This window comes from Streptococcus sanguinis, from assembly GCF_050220005.1.
Lineage (GTDB): Bacteria > Bacillota > Bacilli > Lactobacillales > Streptococcaceae > Streptococcus > Streptococcus sanguinis_Z.
Window position 1 is genome coordinate 1,047,548 of sequence record NZ_CP071413.1, and the last position, 19,878, is coordinate 1,067,425.

General features: G+C 42.5%; 18 protein-coding genes. 15 read left to right on the forward strand and 3 right to left on the reverse strand.

Going from position 1 to position 19,878, the window contains the following annotated elements; translation table 11 throughout:
• The 7 genes from J1C86_RS05040 to J1C86_RS05070 all read left to right on the forward strand — a co-directional run bounded on the left by J1C86_RS05040 (position 1) and on the right by J1C86_RS05070 (position 7,137).
• Positions 1–1,278, forward strand: a complete 1,278-nt coding sequence (locus J1C86_RS05040; protein ID WP_125406766.1) for a pyrimidine-nucleoside phosphorylase — start codon at positions 1–3, stop codon at positions 1,276–1,278.
• A 17-nt stretch (positions 1,279–1,295) separates the two neighbouring features.
• The gene (gene deoC / locus J1C86_RS05045) at positions 1,296–1,958 is read left to right on the forward strand and encodes a deoxyribose-phosphate aldolase (protein ID WP_125406763.1); all 663 of its coding nucleotides are present in this window, start codon (positions 1,296–1,298) and stop codon (positions 1,956–1,958) included.
• Positions 1,945–2,334 carry a cytidine deaminase gene (locus J1C86_RS05050; protein WP_002906685.1) on the forward strand — a complete coding sequence of 130 codons (390 nt, stop codon included), beginning with the start codon at positions 1,945–1,947 and terminating at the stop codon, positions 2,332–2,334. The genes deoC and J1C86_RS05050 overlap by 14 nt, the downstream gene beginning before the upstream one ends.
• A gap of 71 nt (positions 2,335–2,405) precedes the next feature.
• Complete coding sequence (locus J1C86_RS05055; protein WP_009660277.1) at positions 2,406–3,461, forward strand: BMP family lipoprotein; 1,056 nt, start codon at positions 2,406–2,408, stop codon at positions 3,459–3,461.
• A gap of 136 nt (positions 3,462–3,597) precedes the next feature.
• Positions 3,598–5,130, forward strand: coding sequence for an ABC transporter ATP-binding protein (locus J1C86_RS05060; protein WP_002900481.1), 1,533 nt, complete (start codon positions 3,598–3,600; stop codon positions 5,128–5,130).
• On the forward strand, positions 5,123–6,178 hold the full coding sequence (locus J1C86_RS05065) for an ABC transporter permease (RefSeq protein WP_125406760.1): 1,056 nt from the start codon (positions 5,123–5,125) through the stop codon (positions 6,176–6,178). Before J1C86_RS05060 ends, J1C86_RS05065 begins: the two co-directional genes overlap by 8 nt.
• Positions 6,179–6,180: 2 nt before the next feature.
• Positions 6,181–7,137 (forward strand): ABC transporter permease, encoded by a 957-nt coding sequence (locus J1C86_RS05070; protein ID WP_009660512.1) that lies wholly within the window; start codon positions 6,181–6,183, stop codon positions 7,135–7,137.
• A 104-nt stretch (positions 7,138–7,241) separates the two neighbouring features.
• Here the strand turns inward: J1C86_RS05070 and J1C86_RS05075 are convergent, their stop codons facing one another.
• A complete protein-coding gene (locus tag J1C86_RS05075; RefSeq protein WP_032915937.1) occupies positions 7,242–8,207 on the reverse strand; it encodes a polysaccharide deacetylase family protein in 966 nt (321 codons plus the stop codon).
• Positions 8,208–8,349: 142 nt separating this feature from the next.
• On the opposite strand from J1C86_RS05075, the gene J1C86_RS05080 reads away from it, so the two are divergent.
• From J1C86_RS05080 to J1C86_RS05110, 7 genes are all read left to right on the forward strand, one after another.
• Positions 8,350–9,636, forward strand: coding sequence for a homoserine dehydrogenase (locus J1C86_RS05080; protein WP_009660498.1), 1,287 nt, complete (start codon positions 8,350–8,352; stop codon positions 9,634–9,636).
• 1 nt (position 9,637) lies between these two features.
• On the forward strand, positions 9,638–10,504 hold the full coding sequence (thrB, locus tag J1C86_RS05085) for a homoserine kinase (RefSeq protein WP_009660269.1): 867 nt from the start codon (positions 9,638–9,640) through the stop codon (positions 10,502–10,504).
• 334 nt (positions 10,505–10,838) lie between these two features.
• Entirely contained in the window at positions 10,839–11,744 is a 906-nt protein-coding gene (gene murB / locus J1C86_RS05090) for a UDP-N-acetylmuramate dehydrogenase (RefSeq protein ID WP_125406984.1), read from the forward strand.
• A 181-nt stretch (positions 11,745–11,925) separates the two neighbouring features.
• Entirely contained in the window at positions 11,926–13,083 is a 1,158-nt protein-coding gene (locus J1C86_RS05095) for an ABC transporter ATP-binding protein (protein ID WP_002904388.1), read from the forward strand.
• Positions 13,064–13,870, forward strand: coding sequence for an ABC transporter permease (locus J1C86_RS05100; protein ID WP_002895634.1), 807 nt, complete (start codon positions 13,064–13,066; stop codon positions 13,868–13,870). Before J1C86_RS05095 ends, J1C86_RS05100 begins: the two co-directional genes overlap by 20 nt.
• Complete coding sequence (locus J1C86_RS05105) at positions 13,867–14,640, forward strand: ABC transporter permease (protein ID WP_125406758.1); 774 nt, start codon at positions 13,867–13,869, stop codon at positions 14,638–14,640. The genes J1C86_RS05100 and J1C86_RS05105 overlap by 4 nt, the downstream gene beginning before the upstream one ends.
• Positions 14,637–15,707, forward strand: a complete 1,071-nt coding sequence (locus J1C86_RS05110; RefSeq protein WP_002909866.1) for an ABC transporter substrate-binding protein — start codon at positions 14,637–14,639, stop codon at positions 15,705–15,707. Before J1C86_RS05105 ends, J1C86_RS05110 begins: the two co-directional genes overlap by 4 nt.
• Positions 15,708–15,778: 71 nt before the next feature.
• Here J1C86_RS05110 and J1C86_RS05115 read toward each other — a convergent pair whose 3' ends face one another.
• Together J1C86_RS05115 and ppdK are read right to left on the reverse strand one after the other, a co-directional pair.
• On the reverse strand, positions 15,779–16,195 hold the full coding sequence (locus J1C86_RS05115; RefSeq protein ID WP_125406755.1) for a DUF6556 family protein: 417 nt from the start codon (positions 16,193–16,195) through the stop codon (positions 15,779–15,781).
• Between the two features lie 184 nt (positions 16,196–16,379).
• Positions 16,380–19,001 (reverse strand): pyruvate, phosphate dikinase, encoded by a 2,622-nt coding sequence (ppdK, locus tag J1C86_RS05120; RefSeq protein WP_125406753.1) that lies wholly within the window; start codon positions 18,999–19,001, stop codon positions 16,380–16,382.
• A gap of 245 nt (positions 19,002–19,246) precedes the next feature.
• Between ppdK and J1C86_RS05125 the strand changes: the two genes are divergently transcribed.
• Positions 19,247–19,876, forward strand: coding sequence for a CBS domain-containing protein (locus J1C86_RS05125; protein ID WP_002900467.1), 630 nt, complete (start codon positions 19,247–19,249; stop codon positions 19,874–19,876).
• Positions 19,877–19,878 lie beyond the last annotated feature (2 nt).

Here is a 19,878-nt window from a genome sequence, read left to right on the forward strand (position 1 = left end):
ATGCGTGCTGTAGATATTATCCAAAAGAAAAGAGATGGTCTTGAGCTGACCAGTCAGGAAATCCAGTGGCTGATTGAGGGTTATGTGGACGGGACTGTGCCAGACTATCAGATGGCAGCCTTTGCGATGGCTGTCTATTTTAAAGGCATGACGACTCGGGAAATTTCTGATTTAACCATGACAATGGTTGGAACCGGCGAACAGTTTGACTTGTCAGAAATCTCGGGAATAAAAGTAGATAAACATTCTACTGGCGGTGTTGGTGATAAGGTAACTCTGGTCTTGGTTCCTTTGGTGGCTAGCTTTGGTGTGCCTGTTGCTAAAATGAGCGGCCGCGGTCTTGGTCATACTGGTGGAACCATTGATAAATTGGAATCCATTAAAGGATTTCAGGTAGAGCGCAGTCAGGATGACTTTATCAAGCAGGTGCAGGAAATTGGTCTGTCTGTAATTGGTCAGTCAGATCAATTGGTGCTGGCAGATAAGTTGCTCTATGCCTTGCGAGATGTAACAGCAACTGTTGATACCATTCCGCTGATAGCTAGCTCTGTTATGAGTAAGAAAATTGCTGCTGGTGCAGACAGTATCCTTCTGGATGTGACGGTCGGTGAAGGCGCCTTTATGAAAAATATTGATGACGCTCGTGTACTAGCACGCACTATGGTAGATTTGGGCAAGGCTGTCGGAAGAAAAACAGTAGCTGTTCTGACAGATATGAGTCAGCCTTTGGGAACCAGCATTGGCAATCGTCTGGAAATCTTAGAAGCCTTGGATATCTTACAGGGCAAGGGCCGTGAAGACATCACAACTTTCATTTGTGAGCTGGCGCAAATTATGCTCGGACTGGCAGATGTTGAGAAAACGGTGGAAGAAGTGAGAGAACAGTTGACTAATGGCGCTGCTTTGAAGAAATTTGAAGCTATGATTGCTGCTCAAGGCGGTGACTTGGAAGACCTCTATCGTCCATCAAGTGCAGCTCATATTATAGAAGTGAAAGCAGAACAGGCAGGCTATATCACTGAACTACCTGCAATGGAATTCGGACTCTTTGCCATGAGACTTGGAGCAGGACGGGCAGTTAAATCTGACGACTTGGATTATGAAACTGGAATTGTTTTCGAAAAGAAAGTCGGAGACAAGGTCGAAATTGGAGAAGTTTTCGCAAAAATTTATTCAAATGAAAAAATTTCTCAAGAACTAGTTACAGATTTTCAAAAAAATGTTAAAATAGGTGATGAAAGCGTTGCAGTAAGCGAGATTATCGAAGTTATTGCTTGATTCTAGGAGAAGCCAACATGAAATTAAACAAATACATAGACCATACGCTTTTAAAACCAGAAGCGTCAGAAGAGCAGATTCTGAACTTAATTGAAGAAGCAAAAGTTTATGATTTTGCCAGTATCTGTGTCAATCCAACCTGGACAGAGTTTGCTGCGGAGCAGCTGAAAGGCTCAGATGTCAAGGTTTGTGTGCCAATTGGTTTTCCTTTAGGAGCCAACACTTCTGATGTAAAGGCTTTTGAAACGAAGGACGCAATCCAAAAGGGTGCTGGCGAAGTGGATATGGTCATCAATGTCGGTGCTCTGAAGTCTAAAAATTATGATTTGGTAGAGCGAGACATCCGTGCGGTTGTAGAAGCTGCTAACGGTACCTTGGTCAAGGTAATTCTGGAAACTTGCCTGCTGACAGATGAGGAGAAGGTTAAGGCCTGCCAATTAGCTCAGAAAGCTGGAGCTGATTTTGTTAAGACTTCTACGGGATTTTCAACTGGCGGTGCGACAGTCGAAGATGTTGCCCTTATGAGAAAAACAGTTGGTCCTGACATGGGGGTCAAGGCTTCTGGCGGTGCTCGTTCTTATGAAGATGCGCTGGCCTTTATTGAAGCAGGTGCGACTCGTATCGGAACTTCAGCTGGTGTGGCGATTATGAAGGGAGAAGAAGCTAGTGGCGACTACTGAGTTGATTGACTTGGCTGTCCAAGCAAGCAAAAATGCTTATGTTCCCTATTCTCATTTCCCTATCGGAGCGGTTTTAGTCGCTAAAGATGGACGGGTATTTACCGGCGTTAATGTTGAAAATGCCAGTTTTGGTCTGACCAACTGCGGAGAGCGGACAGCTATATTTAAGGCAGTTTCAGAAGGAGCTTTAGACTTCGAGGAGCTGATTGTCTATGGTGAGACGGAAAAACCCATATCGCCCTGTGGTGCCTGCCGCCAAGTAATGGCAGAATTTTTTGCTGAGGATCTAAAAGTGACCTTGGTCGCTAAAGATAAATCGACGGTCGTGATGACGGTCAAGGAATTACTTCCATATTCTTTTACAGATTTAACATAAGTCTGTTATCGGTCATCTGACCAAACTCAAACTTGCAACTGTGTTGCACATCTTATTTAGGAGGTTCAGAAATGAACAAAAAACAATGGCTAGGTCTTGGTCTAGTAACTGTCGCAGCATTCGGACTTGCTGCATGTGGAAACCGTGCTTCTCGCTCAGATTCTTCAAACGCGAAAACTGATTTGAAGGCTGCTATCGTAACTGATACTGGCGGTGTTGATGATAAGTCATTTAACCAGTCTGCATGGGAAGGTCTGCAAGCTTGGGGTAAAGAAAACGGTCTTTCTAAAGATAACGGCTTTACTTACTACCAGTCTACAAGTGAAGCGGATTTTGCAAATAACTTCAGTCAAGCAGCTACAAATGGTTATAAATTAGTTTATGGCGTTGGTTATAAATTAGCACCTGCTGTTACAGCTGCTGCTGATGAAAATGCTGATATTAATTATGTTATTATTGATTCTGTTATCAAAGACAAGAAGAATGTAGCATCTGCTGTTTTTGCTGATAATGAAGCTGCTTATCTTGCAGGTGTTGCTGCTGCAAAAACTACGAAGACTAACAAAGTTGGTTTTATTGGAGGGGCACGTGGCGAAGTTATAACTCGTTTTGAAAAAGGCTTTGAAGCAGGAGTGAAGTCTGTTAACAAAGATATTTCAGTTGATATTCAATATGCTGAAGACTTTAATAATCCTGAAAAAGGAAGAACTATTGCTGCAACCCAATATGCCGCAGGAGCTGATGTAGTTTATCAAGCTGCTGGTGGTACTGGAGCAGGTGTCTTTAAAGAAGCAAAAGACTTGAATGAGAAGAAAAATGAAGACGAAAAAGTTTGGGTAATCGGTGTCGATCGTGATCAAGCTGAAGAAGGCAAATACAAGTCTAAAGATGGCAAGGAATCTAACTTTGTACTTGCTTCCAGCTTAAAACAAGTTGGCAAAACTGTTCAAGATATTGCTACTCAAACTGCTGATGGTAAATTCCCGGGTGGAAAAGTAATTACATTTGGTTTGAAAGATGGTGGAGTTGAATTGACAACTTCTAACCTATCTGAAGATGCTAAAAAAGCTGTAGAAGATGCTAAGAAACAGATTATTGATGGTAGTGTAAAAGCACCTGAAAAATAATAAAGATCCAGAAGCGACCCAACCTTCTTGGGTTGCTTTTTTAGGGTATTGAGACATTTTGTCTCAATAGAACCTACTAACTTGATTAGTAGGCTCTACTGAAATAAAATATAATTTTCTAGAAAGGAATACTCTAATGGCACATGAAAATGTCATTGAGATGCGTGAGATAACCAAAGTTTTTGGTGAATTTGTTGCAAATGACAAAATCAACCTACAACTGCGTAAAGGTGAGATTCATGCACTTCTTGGTGAAAATGGAGCTGGGAAATCTACCTTGATGAATATGTTGGCTGGTCTTTTAGAGCCAACTAGTGGAGAAATTTTTGTCAACGGAAAATCGGAAAAATTGGATTCTCCTTCTAGGGCTGCAGCTCTCGGAATAGGAATGGTTCATCAGCACTTTATGTTGGTTGAAGCATTTACTGTTGCTGAAAACATTATTCTTGGTAGCGAAATAACGAATAAAGGTGTATTAGATTTGAAAAAAGCTAATGCAGATATCCTTGAATTATCAGAACGCTATGGCTTAGCTGTTGACCCAACAGCTAAGGTTGAAGATATTTCTGTGGGTGCCCAACAACGTGTAGAAATCCTGAAGACCCTCTATCGTGGTGCCGAGATTTTGATCTTTGATGAGCCAACGGCAGTATTGACTCCTGCTGAAATTTTGGAATTAATGGATATTATGAAAACTCTTGTTAAAGAAGGGAAATCTATTATCCTGATTACTCATAAACTAGATGAAATTCGAGCAGTAGCGGATCGTGTCACAGTTATTCGCCGTGGAAAATCAATTGAAACTGTTAGCATTGAGGGCGTTTCAAATAAAGATTTGGCTGAAATGATGGTTGGACGTTCGGTTTCTTTTGTTACTGAAAAGGAAGAAGCTAAACCGAAAGACGTTGTACTTCAAATTTCTGATTTGATAGTGAATGAGAATCGTGGTGTACCAGCTGTTAAAGAGCTTTCGCTTGATGTTCATGCAGGTGAAATCGTAGGAGTTGCTGGGATTGACGGTAACGGTCAGAGTGAGTTGATTCAGGCTATTACAGGACTTCGAAAAGTAAAATCAGGAAGTATTAAAATCAAAGGAAGGGAAGTTGTAGGACTTTCTCCACGAAAGATTACAGAAATGCAAGTAAGCCATGTACCTGAGGATCGTCATCGTGATGGTTTGGTACTTGAAATGATGCTTTCTGAAAATATTGCCCTCCAGACTTACTATAAAGAACCGCTCAGTAACAAAGGTGTTTTGAATTATAATCAAATTAATTCATATGCCCGTAAATTAATGGAAGAATTTGACGTTAGAGCAGCTAGTGAACTTGTTCCAGCAGGTGCTTTGTCGGGGGGAAATCAACAAAAAGCTATTATTGCTCGAGAAGTTGATCGTAATCCAGATCTATTAATTGTCAGTCAACCTACTCGCGGATTGGATGTTGGTGCGATTGAGTATATTCATAAGCGCTTAATTTCTGAACGTGATAAAGGGAAAGCCGTTCTTGTTGTCAGCTTTGAATTAGATGAAATTCTTAATTTATCAGACCGTATTGCTGTTATTCACGATGGAAAGATTCAAGGAATTGTAAAACCATCTGAAACTAATAAGCAAGAGCTTGGTATTCTCATGGCTGGTGGAAAAATCAAGGAGGGTTCTAATGGATAAAAAAACACAGCAAATTGCTATTCCTTTTATTTCAGTTCTTTTAGGAATCTTACTTGGCGCCATCATCATGTGGATTTTTGGTTATGATGCCTTGTGGGGTTATGAAGAGTTGTTCAAAACAGCTTTTGGTTCCATTAAAAATATTGGAGAAATTTTCCGAACCATGGGGCCTCTAATTTTGATTGCTCTTGGGTTTGCAGTGGCTAGCCGTGCTGGTTTTTTCAATGTAGGTTTACCTGGTCAAGCTTTGGCAGGATGGATTGCAGCTGTTTGGTTTGCCCTATCTTTTCCAACCATTCCTCGTTTTGCAATGTTACCGCTGACTGTCCTTGTAGCAGCAGTTGCTGGTGGTTTAGTTGGTTTAATTCCCGGCTTGTTAAGAGCATTTTTAGGTACAAGCGAAGTTATTGTTACCATTATGATGAACTATATTGTTCTTTTTGCTGGGAATGAAATTATTCGGAATTTCCCTAAAAAACTAATGGTTGATTCCGAATCAAGTATTCCTGTTTCGGCAAACGCTAGCTATCGTCTAGACTTTCTTACAGAGCTTACTAAGTCACGCATGAATATTGGAATTTTCATTGCTTTGATTGCTGTCGCTGTAATTTGGTTTATCATAAAGAAAACCACGCTTGGATTCGAAATTCGCTCAGTAGGTCTTAATCCAAATGCTTCAGATTATGCAGGGATGTCGGCGAAACGTACTATTATTCTTTCAATGGTGATTTCTGGAGCTCTTTGTGGTATTGGAGGAGCAGTTGAGGGTATAGGTACTTTCCAGAACGTTTATGTTCAAGCAGGATCTCTGGCTGTTGGATTCAATGGTATGGCAGTTGCTCTTCTTGCTAGCAACTCTCCTATCGGAATCATTTTTGCTGCGTTTCTACTTGGAACATTACAAACTGGTGCGCCTGGTATGACAACGGCTACTATTCCTCCAGAACTTGTCAATATTGTAACAGCTTCTATTATCTTCTTTGTAAGTGCTCACTACATTATTGAAAAATATATCAAACCGAAAAAACGAATGAAAGGAGTAGAGTAAAGATGAATATTGTTGCTATTCTAACAATACTTGTATCAAATATGCTGGTCTATGCAGCTCCTCTCATTTTCACCAGTATTGGAGGTGCTTACTCTGAGCATGCTGGTGTTGTTAACGTTGGCTTGGAAGGCATCATGGTCATGGGAGCTTTTACAGGAGTTGTTTTTAACCTGACTTTCGCTGGAAGCTTAGGAGGAATGACTATTTGGCTTTCTCTTCTCGCAGGTGGTTTAGTTGGTCTCATTTTTTCTGCGATTCATGCAGTAGCAACCATTAATTTTCGTGCTGATCATGTTGTTAGTGGTACTGTACTGAACTTGCTGGCGCCAGCTTTAGCCGTCTTTCTTGTGAAGGCTATTTATGGAAAAGGACAAACTAATAATATTGATTTATCTTTTGGTAAATTTGATTTTCCGATTTTGTCTAATATTCCTGTTATTGGAGATATTTTCTTTAAAAATACTAGCTTGATGGGTTACATAGCTGTTGGATTCTCATTTTTAGCTTGGTTCATCATGTTTAAGACGAAATTTGGGCTTCGCTTACGCTCAGTAGGTGAACATCCTCAAGCTGCTGATACATTAGGGATTAACGTTTATCTTATGCGTTACTATGGAGTGTTGATTTCAGGGTTTTTGGGAGGAATAGGTGGAGCTTTGTATGCTCAATCTGCTTCGGTTAATTTCTCTGCTACGACGATTGTTGGCCCTGGATTTATCGCTTTAGCTGCTATGATTTTTGGTAAATGGAATCCAATAGGTGCTATGCTTTCAAGTCTTTTCTTTGGACTTTCCCAAGCCCTAGCTGTTGTTTCTACTCAGATTCCTTTCCTTGCTCATATACCTGCGGTTTATCTTCGTATTGCGCCTTATGCATTGACAATCATTGTTTTAGCCGCTTTCTTTGGTAAATCAGTTGCTCCGAAAGCGGATGGTATCAACTACATCAAGTCTAAATAAACCTTTACACCAGTTCTTTGCAACTGGTGTTTTTTGATATTTGAAAGTAGCTATAATCATAGGAATAAAAAAAGCCTACTTCAAGTGAAGCGGGCTTCTTAAGATTAGTTTGTTGCGATTTCATTTAGCAGGTCTTCTGCAGTAGTGGTTGGGTTAACGCGTACTCGGTTAAGTGTGAGCAAGCCATTAGATAAGGAAGCTAGTCCGTTATTGGTTGTCAGTCCCATTTTATAGCCAAGGCTTTCAGCAATCTGCAAGGTTGCATCACTGTATCGTCCAGATGGATAGGCAACGGTTGTTGTTGTTTGAGACAGTTCTTTGTCTAAGTAAGACTTGGAGTCTTTTAACTCAATTTTTTGTTGGTCTTCTGCAGTCGCTGAGAGGTCAGGATGGTTGACGGTGTGGTCTTCAAAGGACATGCCTTTGTCCTTCATTTCCTTTATCTCATCTAGCGTCAGCATATCTTCACGACCCGCTTGAACAAATCCAGTAATGACATTATTGGTTGCTTTCATGTCATATTTCTGGAGAAGTGGAAAGGCATTAGTATAGAAATCCCTTAAACTATCATCGAAGGTCAGCCAGACGACTTTTTTATTTTCTGGTAGGACATTCTCCGTCAGTACCTTGTATGCTTCTGCTGGTGTTAGTGGATAGTAGCCTGCGTCTTTCAAGGCTTTCAGATGGCTTTCAAATGTAGCTGGATCTACAATCAAACCAGCATTAGCTGCTTCTGATGGGTCCATGACGTGAATGGCATGATACATCAAGATAGGAACTTGAACTGGCTGGTCTTGCTTGACCCATTTGACCTTGTCTTTACTGCTGTCATCCGAAGCCGTCTTTTTTTCCCGAGTCGGTGCTGACGAAGTTTTAGATGAAGTATTGACCTGGTTCGTTGACACGTTATTAGCTTCTTTTTGATTATGCGAGTTTTGCAGCTTGGCTAGTAAAGAAAAGCCACCTACAATCAGGACGAGAAAAAGTAATAAACTTGTCAGAGAAAGTAAAATAGCTCGTTTCCTAGCTTTGCGTTGCTGCATGCGATTTCCTCTGTGTTTTCCTGTCATAATATCTCCTTTTTTAAAAAAAAATTACAATTCCTTGCGGAAATTTACATCTATTATAACAAATAAAGAAGTAGTTTTGTAGGCATTTTTATATAATTTTGTTATAATATTTTTTATACAAGAAATTTTCAAGGAGTGCTTCATGTCTATTAAAATAGCTTTACTTGGTTTTGGAACAGTGGCCAGCGGTGTGCCTTTTTTGCTGAAAGAAAACGGAGAAAAAATCGTTCAAGCAGCTCATTCAGAGATTGAGGTTGCTAAAGTATTGGTCAAAGATGATGCTGAAAAAGAGCGTCTTTTAGTAGCTGGAAATAACTTTAACTTTGTCACAAATGTTGAAGAAATTCTGAAGGATGCTGAGATTACTATCGTTGTAGAATTGATGGGACGAATCGAGCCAGCGAAAACTTTCATCACTCGTGCTCTTGAAGCTGGCAAACATGTGGTCACAGCTAATAAGGACTTACTGGCTGTTCACGGAGCGGAGTTGCTGGAAATTGCTCAAAAGCAAAATGTGGCTCTCTACTATGAAGCAGCTGTTGCCGGCGGAATTCCAATCCTCCGTACCTTGGTTAATTCATTGGCTTCTGACAAAATCACTCGTATCTTGGGTGTGGTCAATGGAACCTCTAACTTTATGATGACCAAGATGGTAGAAGAGGGTTGGTCTTATGAAGATGCTCTTGCTGAAGCGCAACGCCTTGGCTTTGCTGAAAGCGACCCAACCAATGACGTAGATGGTATTGATGCGGCATACAAGATGGTCATTCTTAGCCAGTTCGCTTTTGGTATGAATGTTAAGTTTGAAGATGTGGGTCATCAGGGAATTCGTCATATCACACCAGAAGACGTGGCTGTTGCTCAAGACCTGGGCTATGTAGTCAAGCTGGTAGGTTCTATCGAAGAAACAGCATCGGGTATTGCAGCAGAAGTAGCTCCAACTTTTCTGCCAAAAGCGCATCCGCTTGCTAGTGTCAATGGGGTGATGAACGCTGTCTTTGTTGAGTCCATCGGTATCGGAGAATCCATGTATTATGGACCGGGAGCTGGTCAAAAACCGACTGCAACTAGTGTCGTGGCGGATATTGTCCGTATCAGCCGCCGTTTGAATGAAGGAACAGTTGGCAAGTCCTTTAATGAATTTAGTCGTGAGTTAGTACTGGCTCAGCCTGAAGATGTGAAGAGCAGCTATTACTTCTCTATCTTGGCTCCTGACTCGAAAGGTCAAGTTCTGCATTTGGCTGAGATTTTCAATGCTGAGGATGTTTCCTTTAAGCAGATTCTACAGGAAGGTACGGACGGTGAGAAAGCGCGCGTGGTGATTATTACCCATGCTGTCAGCAAGACACAGCTGGAAAATGTCACTGCTAAGCTCAAAGAAGTTGCTGAGTTTGACTTGCTCAATACCTTCAAAGTATTAGGAGATTAAGATGAAAATTATTGTACCAGCGACCAGTGCCAATATCGGTCCTGGCTTTGACTCCGTTGGGGTAGCTCTGTCAAAATATCTGGAAATTGAAGTCTTGGAAGAAAGTAAGGAGTGGGTGATTGAACATGACCTCAATCCGAGAATTCCTAAGGACCGGCGCAATTTACTGGTTAAGATTGCCCTGCAGTTGGCTCCAGATATTCAGCCACGCCGTTTGAAAATGTCTAGTGATATTCCATTGGCTCGTGGACTTGGGTCTTCTAGCTCGGTCATTGTGGCTGGGATTGAATTGGCCAACCAGCTGGCTCACCTTAATTTGTCGGATTATCAGAAGCTAAAAATCGCTACAAAGATTGAAGGTCATCCTGACAATGTTGCGCCAGCGATTTATGGTAATTTGGTCGTATCTAGCTCGTCTAGGAATCAGGTATCGGCTGTGGTAGCGGACTTTCCGGACGCAGACTTCATCGCCTATATCCCAGACTATGAGCTTCGGACGGTTGAGAGCCGCCAAGTCTTACCAAATCGGCTTTCTTACAAGGAAGCTGTTGCGGCTAGCTCTATTGCCAATGTTGCGATTGCAGCCCTTTTAAAAGGTGATATGAAAATCGCTGGTCGGGCTATCGAGTCTGATTTGTTCCACGAAAAATACCGTCAACCTTTGATCAAGGAATTTTCAGATATTAAGTTCTTAGCCAGAAAAAAAGGCTCTTATGCAACCTATATCTCAGGAGCGGGACCAACTGTTATGGTCTTATCGCCTAAGCACAAGACGGAGATGATTTATCAGCTTCTGCAAAAACAGAATTTCAAGGGACAAATCTTCCGGCTTCAGGTGGATACTGAGGGTGTGCGAGTAGAAAAATAAATCATCAAGAGGTTTTCTATGAACCTCTTTTTTCTTTTTGTAAAATAAGGATTTGATATCCCTATCTTTTTATACCTAACTGTGCTATAATGGGTCTAGCTTAAAGGAGGATAATTCACTTTATGGATCATTTAGAATTACAGGCCCTAGCGACTGAGCTAGCTTTCGGCGCCATCAGGAATGCTCTTTCTACTCAAACACAACGTTATGCTACTAGGCAATTATAAGCATTTAAAAGCTGATCTTTCTCAGCTTTTTCTTTGTAATCTATCGTAAATGCCATAGATTTTTGATATAATAGAGTGTATTTTGTTTACTTAAAAGAGAGAAAATGATGCAAAAACTAGAAAAATTAAAATCTGAATTAGAGGGAATCGACATTCGCTTCAACGAGCCTTTGAGCCAATACACTTATACAAAGGTCGGGGGCGCAGCCGATTTCTTAGTTTTCCCTCGTAATCGTTACGAGCTAGCTCGTATTGTCAATTTTGCTAATCAAGAAGACATTCCTTGGATGGTGTTGGGAAATGCCAGTAATATCATTGTGCGAGATGGTGGTATCCGAGGTTTCGTGATTATGTTTGACAAGCTCAACAATGTAGCGGTAGATGGCTATATGATTGAAGCAGAGGCTGGAGCTAATCTGATTCAGACAACCCATATCGCCCTGCAGAACAGTCTGACTGGCTTTGAGTTTGCCTGTGGTATTCCAGGCAGTGTCGGCGGAGCTGTCTTTATGAACGCTGGGGCTTATGGCGGCGAAATTGCTCATGTCTTGGTGTCTTGCAAGGTACTGACTTCTCAGGGGCAAGTCAAAACTCTGGATGTTCGGGATATGAAGTTCGGCTATCGTCACTCACTGGTACAGGAAACGGGCGACATTGTTATTTCTGCTAAGTTTGCTCTTTCTCCTGGTGTTCACAGAACGATTCGTCAGGAAATGGAGCGCTTAACCCATCTGCGAGAGCTCAAGCAGCCCTTGGAATATCCATCCTGCGGTTCTGTTTTCAAGCGTCCTTTGGGTCACTTTGCTGGTCAGCTGATTAGTGAAGCAGGCCTCAAGGGTCATCGTATCGGTGGTGTAGAGGTATCTGAGAAACATGCCGGCTTTATGATTAACGTCAATAAAGGAACGGCTCAAGATTATGAAAATCTTATTGCCCATGTGATTGAAAGAGTGCGGGAAAATTCAGGAATTACTCTGGAGCGCGAAGTCCGCATCATTGGTGAATCTCTGTAAGACAGATATGATTTCCAGTAGAAGTATGCTGGATAAGGAACTGCAGCTGGCTGCAACTTAGTAAGGGGGTGAAAGCCTATCGACACGGAATTTATAAAGGGCCTTTACAGCCCTCACGAGGTAGCAGCGGTCTGACAGAACCCTTAATCTGTTAATACGAGAAAGAAGGAATTTATGACAATTGAAAAAACCAATCATCGAGTTTAAAAACGTTTCTAAAGTTTTTGAAGATAATAATACTGTCGTTCTGAAAGATATTAATTTCGAGCTGGAAGAAGGGAAGTTCTATACTTTGCTGGGCTCTTCCGGCTCTGGAAAATCAACGATTCTGAATATTATTGCAGGCCTTTTGGATGCGACAGATGGGGATATTTTTCTTGATGGTGTCCGCATCAATGATATTCCCACCAATAAAAGAGACGTTCATACGGTTTTTCAGTCCTATGCACTATTTCCGCATATGAATGTTTTTGAAAATGTTGCCTTCCCGCTGCGTCTACGCAAGGTTGATAAAAAAGAAATTCAAGAGCGAGTTGCAGAAGTGCTGAAAATGGTTCAGCTAGAAGGTTTTGAGCGCCGTTCTATTCGCAAACTGTCGGGCGGTCAGCGCCAGCGTGTAGCCATCGCGCGGGCAATCATTAATCAGCCGCGGGTTGTTTTACTGGATGAGCCGCTGTCTGCTCTGGATTTGAAGCTGCGTACAGATATGCAGTATGAGTTGCGGGAATTGCAGCAGCGTCTCGGCATTACCTTTGTATTTGTCACGCACGACCAAGAGGAAGCTCTGGCTATGAGCGACTGGATTTTCGTTATGAATGACGGCGAGATTGTTCAGTCGGGGACGCCTGTTGATATTTATGACGAGCCCATTAATCATTTTGTTGCAACCTTCATTGGCGAGTCCAATATTCTGCCAGGTAAGATGATTGAAGACTATCTGGTTGAGTTTAACGGCAAGCGCTTTGAAGCAGTAGATGGTGGGATGCGCCCAAATGAATCTGTTGAAGTGGTGATTCGGCCGGAGGATTTGCGGATTACTCTTCCAGAAGAAGGCAAGCTGCAGGTTAAGGTCGACACACAGCTTTTCCGTGGTGTCCACTATGAGATCATCGCTTATGATGAGCTTGGCAATGAATGGATGATTCACTCGACTCGTAAGGCCATTGTCGGAGAAGAAATCGGTCTGCATTTCGAGCCTGAGGATATCCACATCATGCGTCTCAATGAAACAGAAGAAGAATTCGATGCCCGTATCGAAGAATATGTAGAAGTAGAAGAGCAAGAAGCGGGTCTGATCAATGCTATTGAGGAGGAACGCGATGAAGAAAACAACCTCTAATCTTTTTCTCTTGCCTTACCTGCTCTGGATTTTCCTTTTTGTCTTGGCACCTGTTGTCATGATTATCTGGAAATCCTTCTTTAACATTGAAGGCCAGTTTACGCTGGAAAATTACCAGACCTACTTTACATCGCAGAACTGGACCTATCTCAAGATGAGTCTGAACTCGGTCCTTTATGCAGGGATTATTACTGTCGTAACCCTGCTGATTTCCTATCCGACCGCATTCTTTTTGACTCAGCTCAAGCACAAGCAGCTCTGGCTGATGCTGATTGTCCTGCCGACCTGGATTAATCTCCTGCTCAAAGCTTATGCTTTCATTGGTATTTTCGGCCAGAATGGCTCAATTAATCAATTTCTGACCTTTATCGGAGTAGGGCCGCAGCAGATTCTCTTTACGGACTTTTCATTTATCTTTGTAGCCAGCTATATCGAGCTGCCTTTTATGATTCTGCCCATTTTCAATGTTCTGGATGATTTGGATCCAAATCTTATCAATGCCAGCTATGACTTGGGAGCGAATCGCTGGGAGACTTTTCGTCGGGTTGTTTTCCCTTTGTCATTGAATGGTGTCAGAAGTGGAGTGCAGTCGGTCTTTATCCCAAGTCTCAGTCTCTTCATGCTGACCCGCTTAATTGGTGGTAATCGAGTGATTACTCTGGGGACAGCCATTGAGCAGCACTTCCTGACTACTCAAAACTGGGGCATGGGCTCTACTATCGGAGTGGTACTGATTGTTGCTATGCTCTTTACCATGTGGGCAACCAAGGAAAGGAGAGGGCGATGAAAAAAATTGCAAATCTCTATTTAGCCTTTGTCTTTTTGGTGCTCTATATACCCATCTTTTACCTGATTGCTTATGCCTTTAATGCTGGGGAAGACATGAATCGTTTTACAGGATTCAGTCTCAGTCATTTTCAAAATCTTTTTGAGGATTCACGCCTGATTTTGATTTTGGTTCAGACTTTCTTTCTGGCTTTCCTGTCTTCATTGATTGCGACGCTGATTGGAACTTTTGGAGCCATCTATATTTATCAAGCCCGCAAGAAATATCAGGATGCCTTTCTGTCTATCAACAATATCCTCATGGTAGCGCCGGATGTCATGATTGGGGCCAGTTTTCTGATTCTCTTTACTACTGCAAAATTCCAGCTGGGCTTCCTGTCTGTGCTGGCTAGCCATGTAGCCTTTTCCATTCCGATTGTGGTGCTGATGATTCTTCCGCGTCTGAAGGAAATGAATGATGATATGATTAAGGCTGCCTATGACCTAGGTGCCAGCCAATTGCAAATGCTGAGGGAAATCATGCTGCCTTATCTGACTCCAGCCATTATCGCTGGCTATTTCATGGCTTTTACCTATTCGCTAGATGATTTTGCTGTGACCTTCTTCGTTACAGGCAATGGTTTCTCTACTCTGTCTGTTGAGATTTACTCCCGCGCTCGTCAGGGGATTTCTCTGGAAATCAATGCCCTATCAGCCTTGGTCTTTCTCTTCAGCATTGCTTTGGTAATTGGGTATTACTTTATCACCCGTGAGAAGGAGGAGACTGTATGAGAAAGCTCTATTCATTTTTAGCGGGAATTCTGCTGATTATCTTTGTTTTGTGGGGTGTCAGTTACCAGATTGAAAGTCGGACGCAGAGCAAGGAGAGCGATAAGTTAGTTATTTACAACTGGGGTGACTATATCGATCCTGAGCTGCTGACTGAGTTTACTAAAGAAACTGGTGTCCAAATCCAGTACGATACCTTTGACTCCAATGAAGCCATGTATACGAAAGTGAAGCAGGGCGGCACAACCTACGACATTGCCATTCCCAGTGAATATATGATTGCCAAGATGATGAAGGAAGGCTTGGTAGAAAAGCTAGATCATAGCCAGATTAAAGGTTTGGAAAATATCGGATCTGACTTTTTAGACCAACCTTTCGATCCAGGAAATCAGTATTCGATTCCTTATTTTTGGGGAACGCTGGGCATTGTCTACAATGAAAAAATGGTTGATAAAGCTCCAGAGCATTGGAATGACCTTTGGCGTCCTGAATACAAAAATTCCATCATGATGATTGATGGAGCCCGCGAAGTCATGGGACTTGGTCTTAACTCAGACGGCCATAGTCTTAACTCCAAAGATGCAGATCAGCTGCAGGAGGCTGTCGACAAGCTCTACACTTTGACGCCAAATATCAAGGCCATTGTGGCTGATGAGATGAAAGGATACATGATTCAGAACAATGCCGCTATCGGTGTGACCTTTTCTGGTGAGGCTCGTCAGATGCTGGAAGCCAATGAAGACCTGCGCTATGTCGTGCCTACAGAGGCCAGCAATCTTTGGTTTGACAATATCGTCATTCCAAAAACCGTCAAAAATAAAAAAGCGGCCTATCAGTTTATTAACTTTATGCTGAGACCGGAGAATGCTTATAAAAATGCCCTTTATGTTGGTTATTCGACACCAAATCTTCCTGCCAAGGCCATGTTGCCTAAGGAAATTCAGGAAGATGAGGCTTTTTATCCGACTGAGGAAACGATGAAACATCTGGAAGTTTATGAGCAGTTGGGCCCTAAATGGCTGGGGACCTACAACGACCTCTATCTTCAAGTCAAGATGTATCGGAAGTGATAGTAAAGCAAGGTTGCTTGATGAATACAAGAAAAACGCCTGGCTCAATGAGCTGGGCGTTTTCTGCTTGCTTAGTTTGAAGATTCTGTCTGAGTATTGGTTGCAGTGTCTGCCGCAGAGCTAGAGGCAGTAGTGTCGCCTGCTGCTGTATCTGCCGCAGAACTGGATGCACTAGTCTCAACCGCTGCTGTATCGCTGCTAGAAGCAGTTGTATCAGTTGCAGTTGTTGAAGCAGGGCTGCTTGTTTCTTTTTCGATTTCCTTGATAATGGTAGTCGTTGCAGTAGAGCTGCTGGTATCAGTTTTTGATTTTTCATCCTTTTGGCCAGTCAGATTCATAATCGTGATGCTGGCAATGATGATAGACAAGATACTGGCAACCGTTGCAATAGTCTTTTGGAAGGCTGAAAGACCTGTTTTAATATGCTGTTTAGTAGGTTTTTTAGATGATTTTGTCTTGTTTTTATTACTGCGAGAATAGTTTTCCATGCTTGCAAGAATCTCCTTTTAAAATTTCAATGATTTCTTATCTCTCATTATACGTTTTTTATCTGAAAATGTCTTAAAAAAATCAAATTTTTATCTATGAAAACGCACACAGAAGATTGCTGTTAAGAAAAGAAGCTGCTCAAGTTTTGGTTGAGCAGCTTCTTGAGCTAGAATAGCAAAGTAATCATGCCTTCTCATCTTGGAGTGCCGCTTGAGCGACAGCCAGCCTAGCTGCTGGAACTCGATAAGGAGAGCAGGAGACATAGGTGACGCCAATTTCTTGGAAGAAGGGGATGGAAGCAGGATCGCCACCGACCTCGCCACAAATGCCGATAGGAAGTTCAGGCTTGACTTGACGCCCTTTGCTGATAGCTATGCGCATCAATTCACCAACGCCGTCCTGGTCAATACTTTGGAAAGGATCAAAAGGAAGGATTTCTTTCTCTTTGTAGTGGCCGATGAATTTTCCAATATCGTCCCGTGAGAAACCGTAGGTCATCTGGGTCAAATCGTTAGTACCAAAGCTGAAGAAGTCTGCTTCCTGAGCCAGCTGGTCTGCAACCAGACAGGCGCGCGGAAGTTCAATCATGGTGCCAATTTCATAAGGGAAAGGCTCCAGACCTTGATGCCTAAAGAGTTTGTTGATATGTTGGGTGAGAAAGGCTTTGACAGAGTCCAGCTCGGCTTTGTCTGCAATCAGCGGAATCATGATTTCTGGCTTAACGGTCAATCCTTCCTGAATCAGCTTGATAGCACTCTTGAAGACTGCTTCGACCTGCATCTTGTAAATCTCTGGTTGCGTAATCCCCAGACGGCAGCCGCGGTGGCCCAGCATAGGATTGCTTTCTTGCAGTTGTTCAATGCGGCGAGTCAGCTTCTCTGACGACTCGTGCAATTTGTCAGCCAAAGCCTTGATTTCCTGTGAATCTTTAGGTAGAAATTCATGCATAGGCGGATCCAAAAGACGGATAATCATAGGTTTGTCCTGTACGGCTTGGAACATTTGATAGAAGTCTTCTTCTTGGAATTCCAGTAGTTTTTTGAGGGCGGATCTGGTTTCCAATTCGTTGTCGGCTAGAATCAGGCGCCGCATTTCTAGAATTCGTTCCTGACCAAAGAACATGTGTTCAGTACGAGCAAGACCGATACCTTTTGCCCCAAACTTAATAGCTGTTTTCAAATCCTGAACGGTCTCTGCGTTGGCACGGACTTTGAGTTGTGCGAACTCATCTGCCCATGAAAGCAAGCGGTGAAGTTCTTGGTCATTTTCGATTAGGACGGTCGGAATTTCTCCGCTATAAATGCGTCCAGAGCTACCATCAACTGAAATGACATCACCCTCAGTCAAGACAAGGCTTCCGCGGGAAACGGTCTTGCTATCCTCGCTGATGGTCAGCTCTCCACAGCCAGCCACACAGCAGGTTCCCATTCCCCGAGCTACGACAGCTGCGTGAGAGGTCATGCCGCCCTGACTGGTTACGATGGCTTGGCTGACGACCATACCTTCAATGTCTTCAGGTGAAGTTTCCTGCCGTACTAAAATGACCTTTTTACCCAAGGAGTGGTAGTCTTTGGCGCGCTCAGCTGTAAAGACAATCTCGCCAGTTGCTGCACCAGGGCTGGCTGGCAGTCCTTGAGCCAAGAAAGGAGCATCTTGCAGAGCTTTTTCTTCAAATACAGAATGGATGAGTTGGCTAATCGTAGCAGGAGATACGCGCTGGAGAGCTTCTTTTTTGCTGATAATGCCCTCGTCTACCAGATCCAAGGCGATTTTCAAAGATGCTTTGGCGGTCCGTTTACCGTTTCTAGTTTGGAGAATATAGAGTTTACCCTTTTCGATGGTAAATTCGATATCTTGCATGTCTTTATAGTGGTTTTCGAGAATCTTAGCATAGTCTTGGAAAGCTGCATAGGCCTGAGGGAGAGCTGTCTCAAGTGCAGCGATAGGCTCAGGTGTTCGAATGCCGGCTACGACATCCTCTCCTTGTGCATTGAGCAAAAATTCGCCAAATAACTGATGCTCACCGCTGGCAGGGTTTCTCGTGAAGACAACTCCTGTACCACTGGCTTGGTCGCTATTTCCGAAAACCATGGTTTGGACATTCACCGCTGTTCCCAAATCATGAGGAATATCATTCAAGTTGCGGTAAACCTTAGCTCTAGGGTTATTCCAAGACTTGAAGACAGCCTTGATAGCAGCATAGAGCTGTTCTTTAGAGCTTTGCGGGAAGGTTTGATGATGCTCACGATAAAGCTGCTTGTACTGGTCGATTAATGCTTGATGTTCTTCCAATGTAAAATCCTTGGCCTGTTTGCCAGCATTCCTTTCAAAATAGCCCAAAAGGTCATCGAACTCATCCTTGGAAATGCCATAAACTACATCAGCAAACATTTGCAGCAGACGGCGGTAGCAGTTGTAGGCAAAGTCAGCATTGGTCTGCTCAGCCAGAGTCTGGGTTCTTAAATCGTTCAGACCTAGATTGAGAATAGTGTCCATCATGCCCGGCATGGAAAACTTGGCTCCGCTTCGCACAGACACTAAGAGCAAGGCTGAGTCGTTGCCGCTGAAATATTTACCTGTTTTCTCTTCTAAATCAGTAACCGCTTTCAAAACATCTTCTTTTAAAGAAGATTCAAAGAAATAAGGATTTTCTAAATATTCGATACAGCTTTCTGTAGTAATAGTAAAACCTGGAGGGACAGGCAGTCCCAAATTGGTCATTTCAGCTAGGTTGGCTCCTTTTCCGCCAAGCAAAGCTTTGTCATCTGCACATCCTTCCTCAAAGGAGTAAATCCATTTCGCCATATTTACCTCCAAAATTATGAAATATGTGTCATATTGTAGGACAAATACATTGTAATATACATCACATATGTTTGTCAACTGAAAAAAGTATCCTGTTTTATTGACAATTTTTCTTTTTTTGTTATAATGTGTTACAAAATGATGATTATTTAAACGTTTGAAATTTAAATATGAGCGATAATTCCTAAATTTTAAGCGAAATCAGGCTAATCATCTATTATAAAGAACGAAGGAGCCAAACCTATTTGAAATTAAGTGAACGGCAAAAGAAAATTGTAGAAATTGTAAAAGAACACCAGCCACTCAGCGGCGAGAAAATTTCAGAATTACTCGATATTTCTCGGGCGACCCTGCGCTCGGACCTGTCTTTTCTGACCTTGGTTGGGATTTTGAAGGCTACGCCTAAAGTTGGTTACACATACTCGGGCTCAGATTTAGAGACGCTTTTCTTTTTCGATACCTTTCGAAAGGAAGTGGCAGAGATTATGACTTCTCCCGTTTTGGTATCTCATGATTCTTTTATTCAAGATGCCATTATTACCTTATTTATGTATGATGCGGATGTTCTCTATGTCATTGATGAGCATAAGCTGCTATTAGGGATTTTGTCGCGTAAGGATTTGCTGCGGGCTTCGCTCAATACTAACATTGACAGCACTCCCGTAGCGGTCTGCATGACCCGAATGCCCCATATTAAAACTTGCTACAAGGATATGAACATTTTGGAAGCGGCTGCAGTTTTGCAGGATTTTGCGATTGATTCACTGCCGGTAGTGGATAAGGATAATGAGCGTAAAATTTTAGGAACTGTGACCAAGTCAGCTCTGTTGGATTATATTATTCAAGAGGCCAGAAGCGCTGAGGTTAATAGATAAGA

Coding starts and splice junctions, on each gene's coding strand:
- J1C86_RS05040 (WP_125406766.1), top strand. CDS start 1: ATGCGTGCTGTAGATATTATCCAAAAGAAAAGAGATGGTCTTGAGCTG.
- J1C86_RS05100 (WP_002895634.1), top strand. CDS start 13,064: ATGAAGAAAACAACCTCTAATCTTTTTCTCTTGCCTTACCTGCTCTGG.
- J1C86_RS05060 (WP_002900481.1), top strand. CDS start 3,598: ATGGCACATGAAAATGTCATTGAGATGCGTGAGATAACCAAAGTTTTT.
- J1C86_RS05105 (WP_125406758.1), top strand. CDS start 13,867: ATGAAAAAAATTGCAAATCTCTATTTAGCCTTTGTCTTTTTGGTGCTC.
- J1C86_RS05055 (WP_009660277.1), top strand. CDS start 2,406: ATGAACAAAAAACAATGGCTAGGTCTTGGTCTAGTAACTGTCGCAGCA.
- J1C86_RS05115 (WP_125406755.1), bottom strand. CDS start 16,195: ATGGAAAACTATTCTCGCAGTAATAAAAACAAGACAAAATCATCTAAA.
- thrB (WP_009660269.1), top strand. CDS start 9,638: ATGAAAATTATTGTACCAGCGACCAGTGCCAATATCGGTCCTGGCTTT.
- ppdK (WP_125406753.1), bottom strand. CDS start 19,001: ATGGCGAAATGGATTTACTCCTTTGAGGAAGGATGTGCAGATGACAAA.
- J1C86_RS05065 (WP_125406760.1), top strand. CDS start 5,123: ATGGATAAAAAAACACAGCAAATTGCTATTCCTTTTATTTCAGTTCTT.
- J1C86_RS05110 (WP_002909866.1), top strand. CDS start 14,637: ATGAGAAAGCTCTATTCATTTTTAGCGGGAATTCTGCTGATTATCTTT.
- J1C86_RS05070 (WP_009660512.1), top strand. CDS start 6,181: ATGAATATTGTTGCTATTCTAACAATACTTGTATCAAATATGCTGGTC.
- murB (WP_125406984.1), top strand. CDS start 10,839: ATGCAAAAACTAGAAAAATTAAAATCTGAATTAGAGGGAATCGACATT.
- deoC (WP_125406763.1), top strand. CDS start 1,296: ATGAAATTAAACAAATACATAGACCATACGCTTTTAAAACCAGAAGCG.
- J1C86_RS05080 (WP_009660498.1), top strand. CDS start 8,350: ATGTCTATTAAAATAGCTTTACTTGGTTTTGGAACAGTGGCCAGCGGT.
- J1C86_RS05075 (WP_032915937.1), bottom strand. CDS start 8,207: ATGACAGGAAAACACAGAGGAAATCGCATGCAGCAACGCAAAGCTAGG.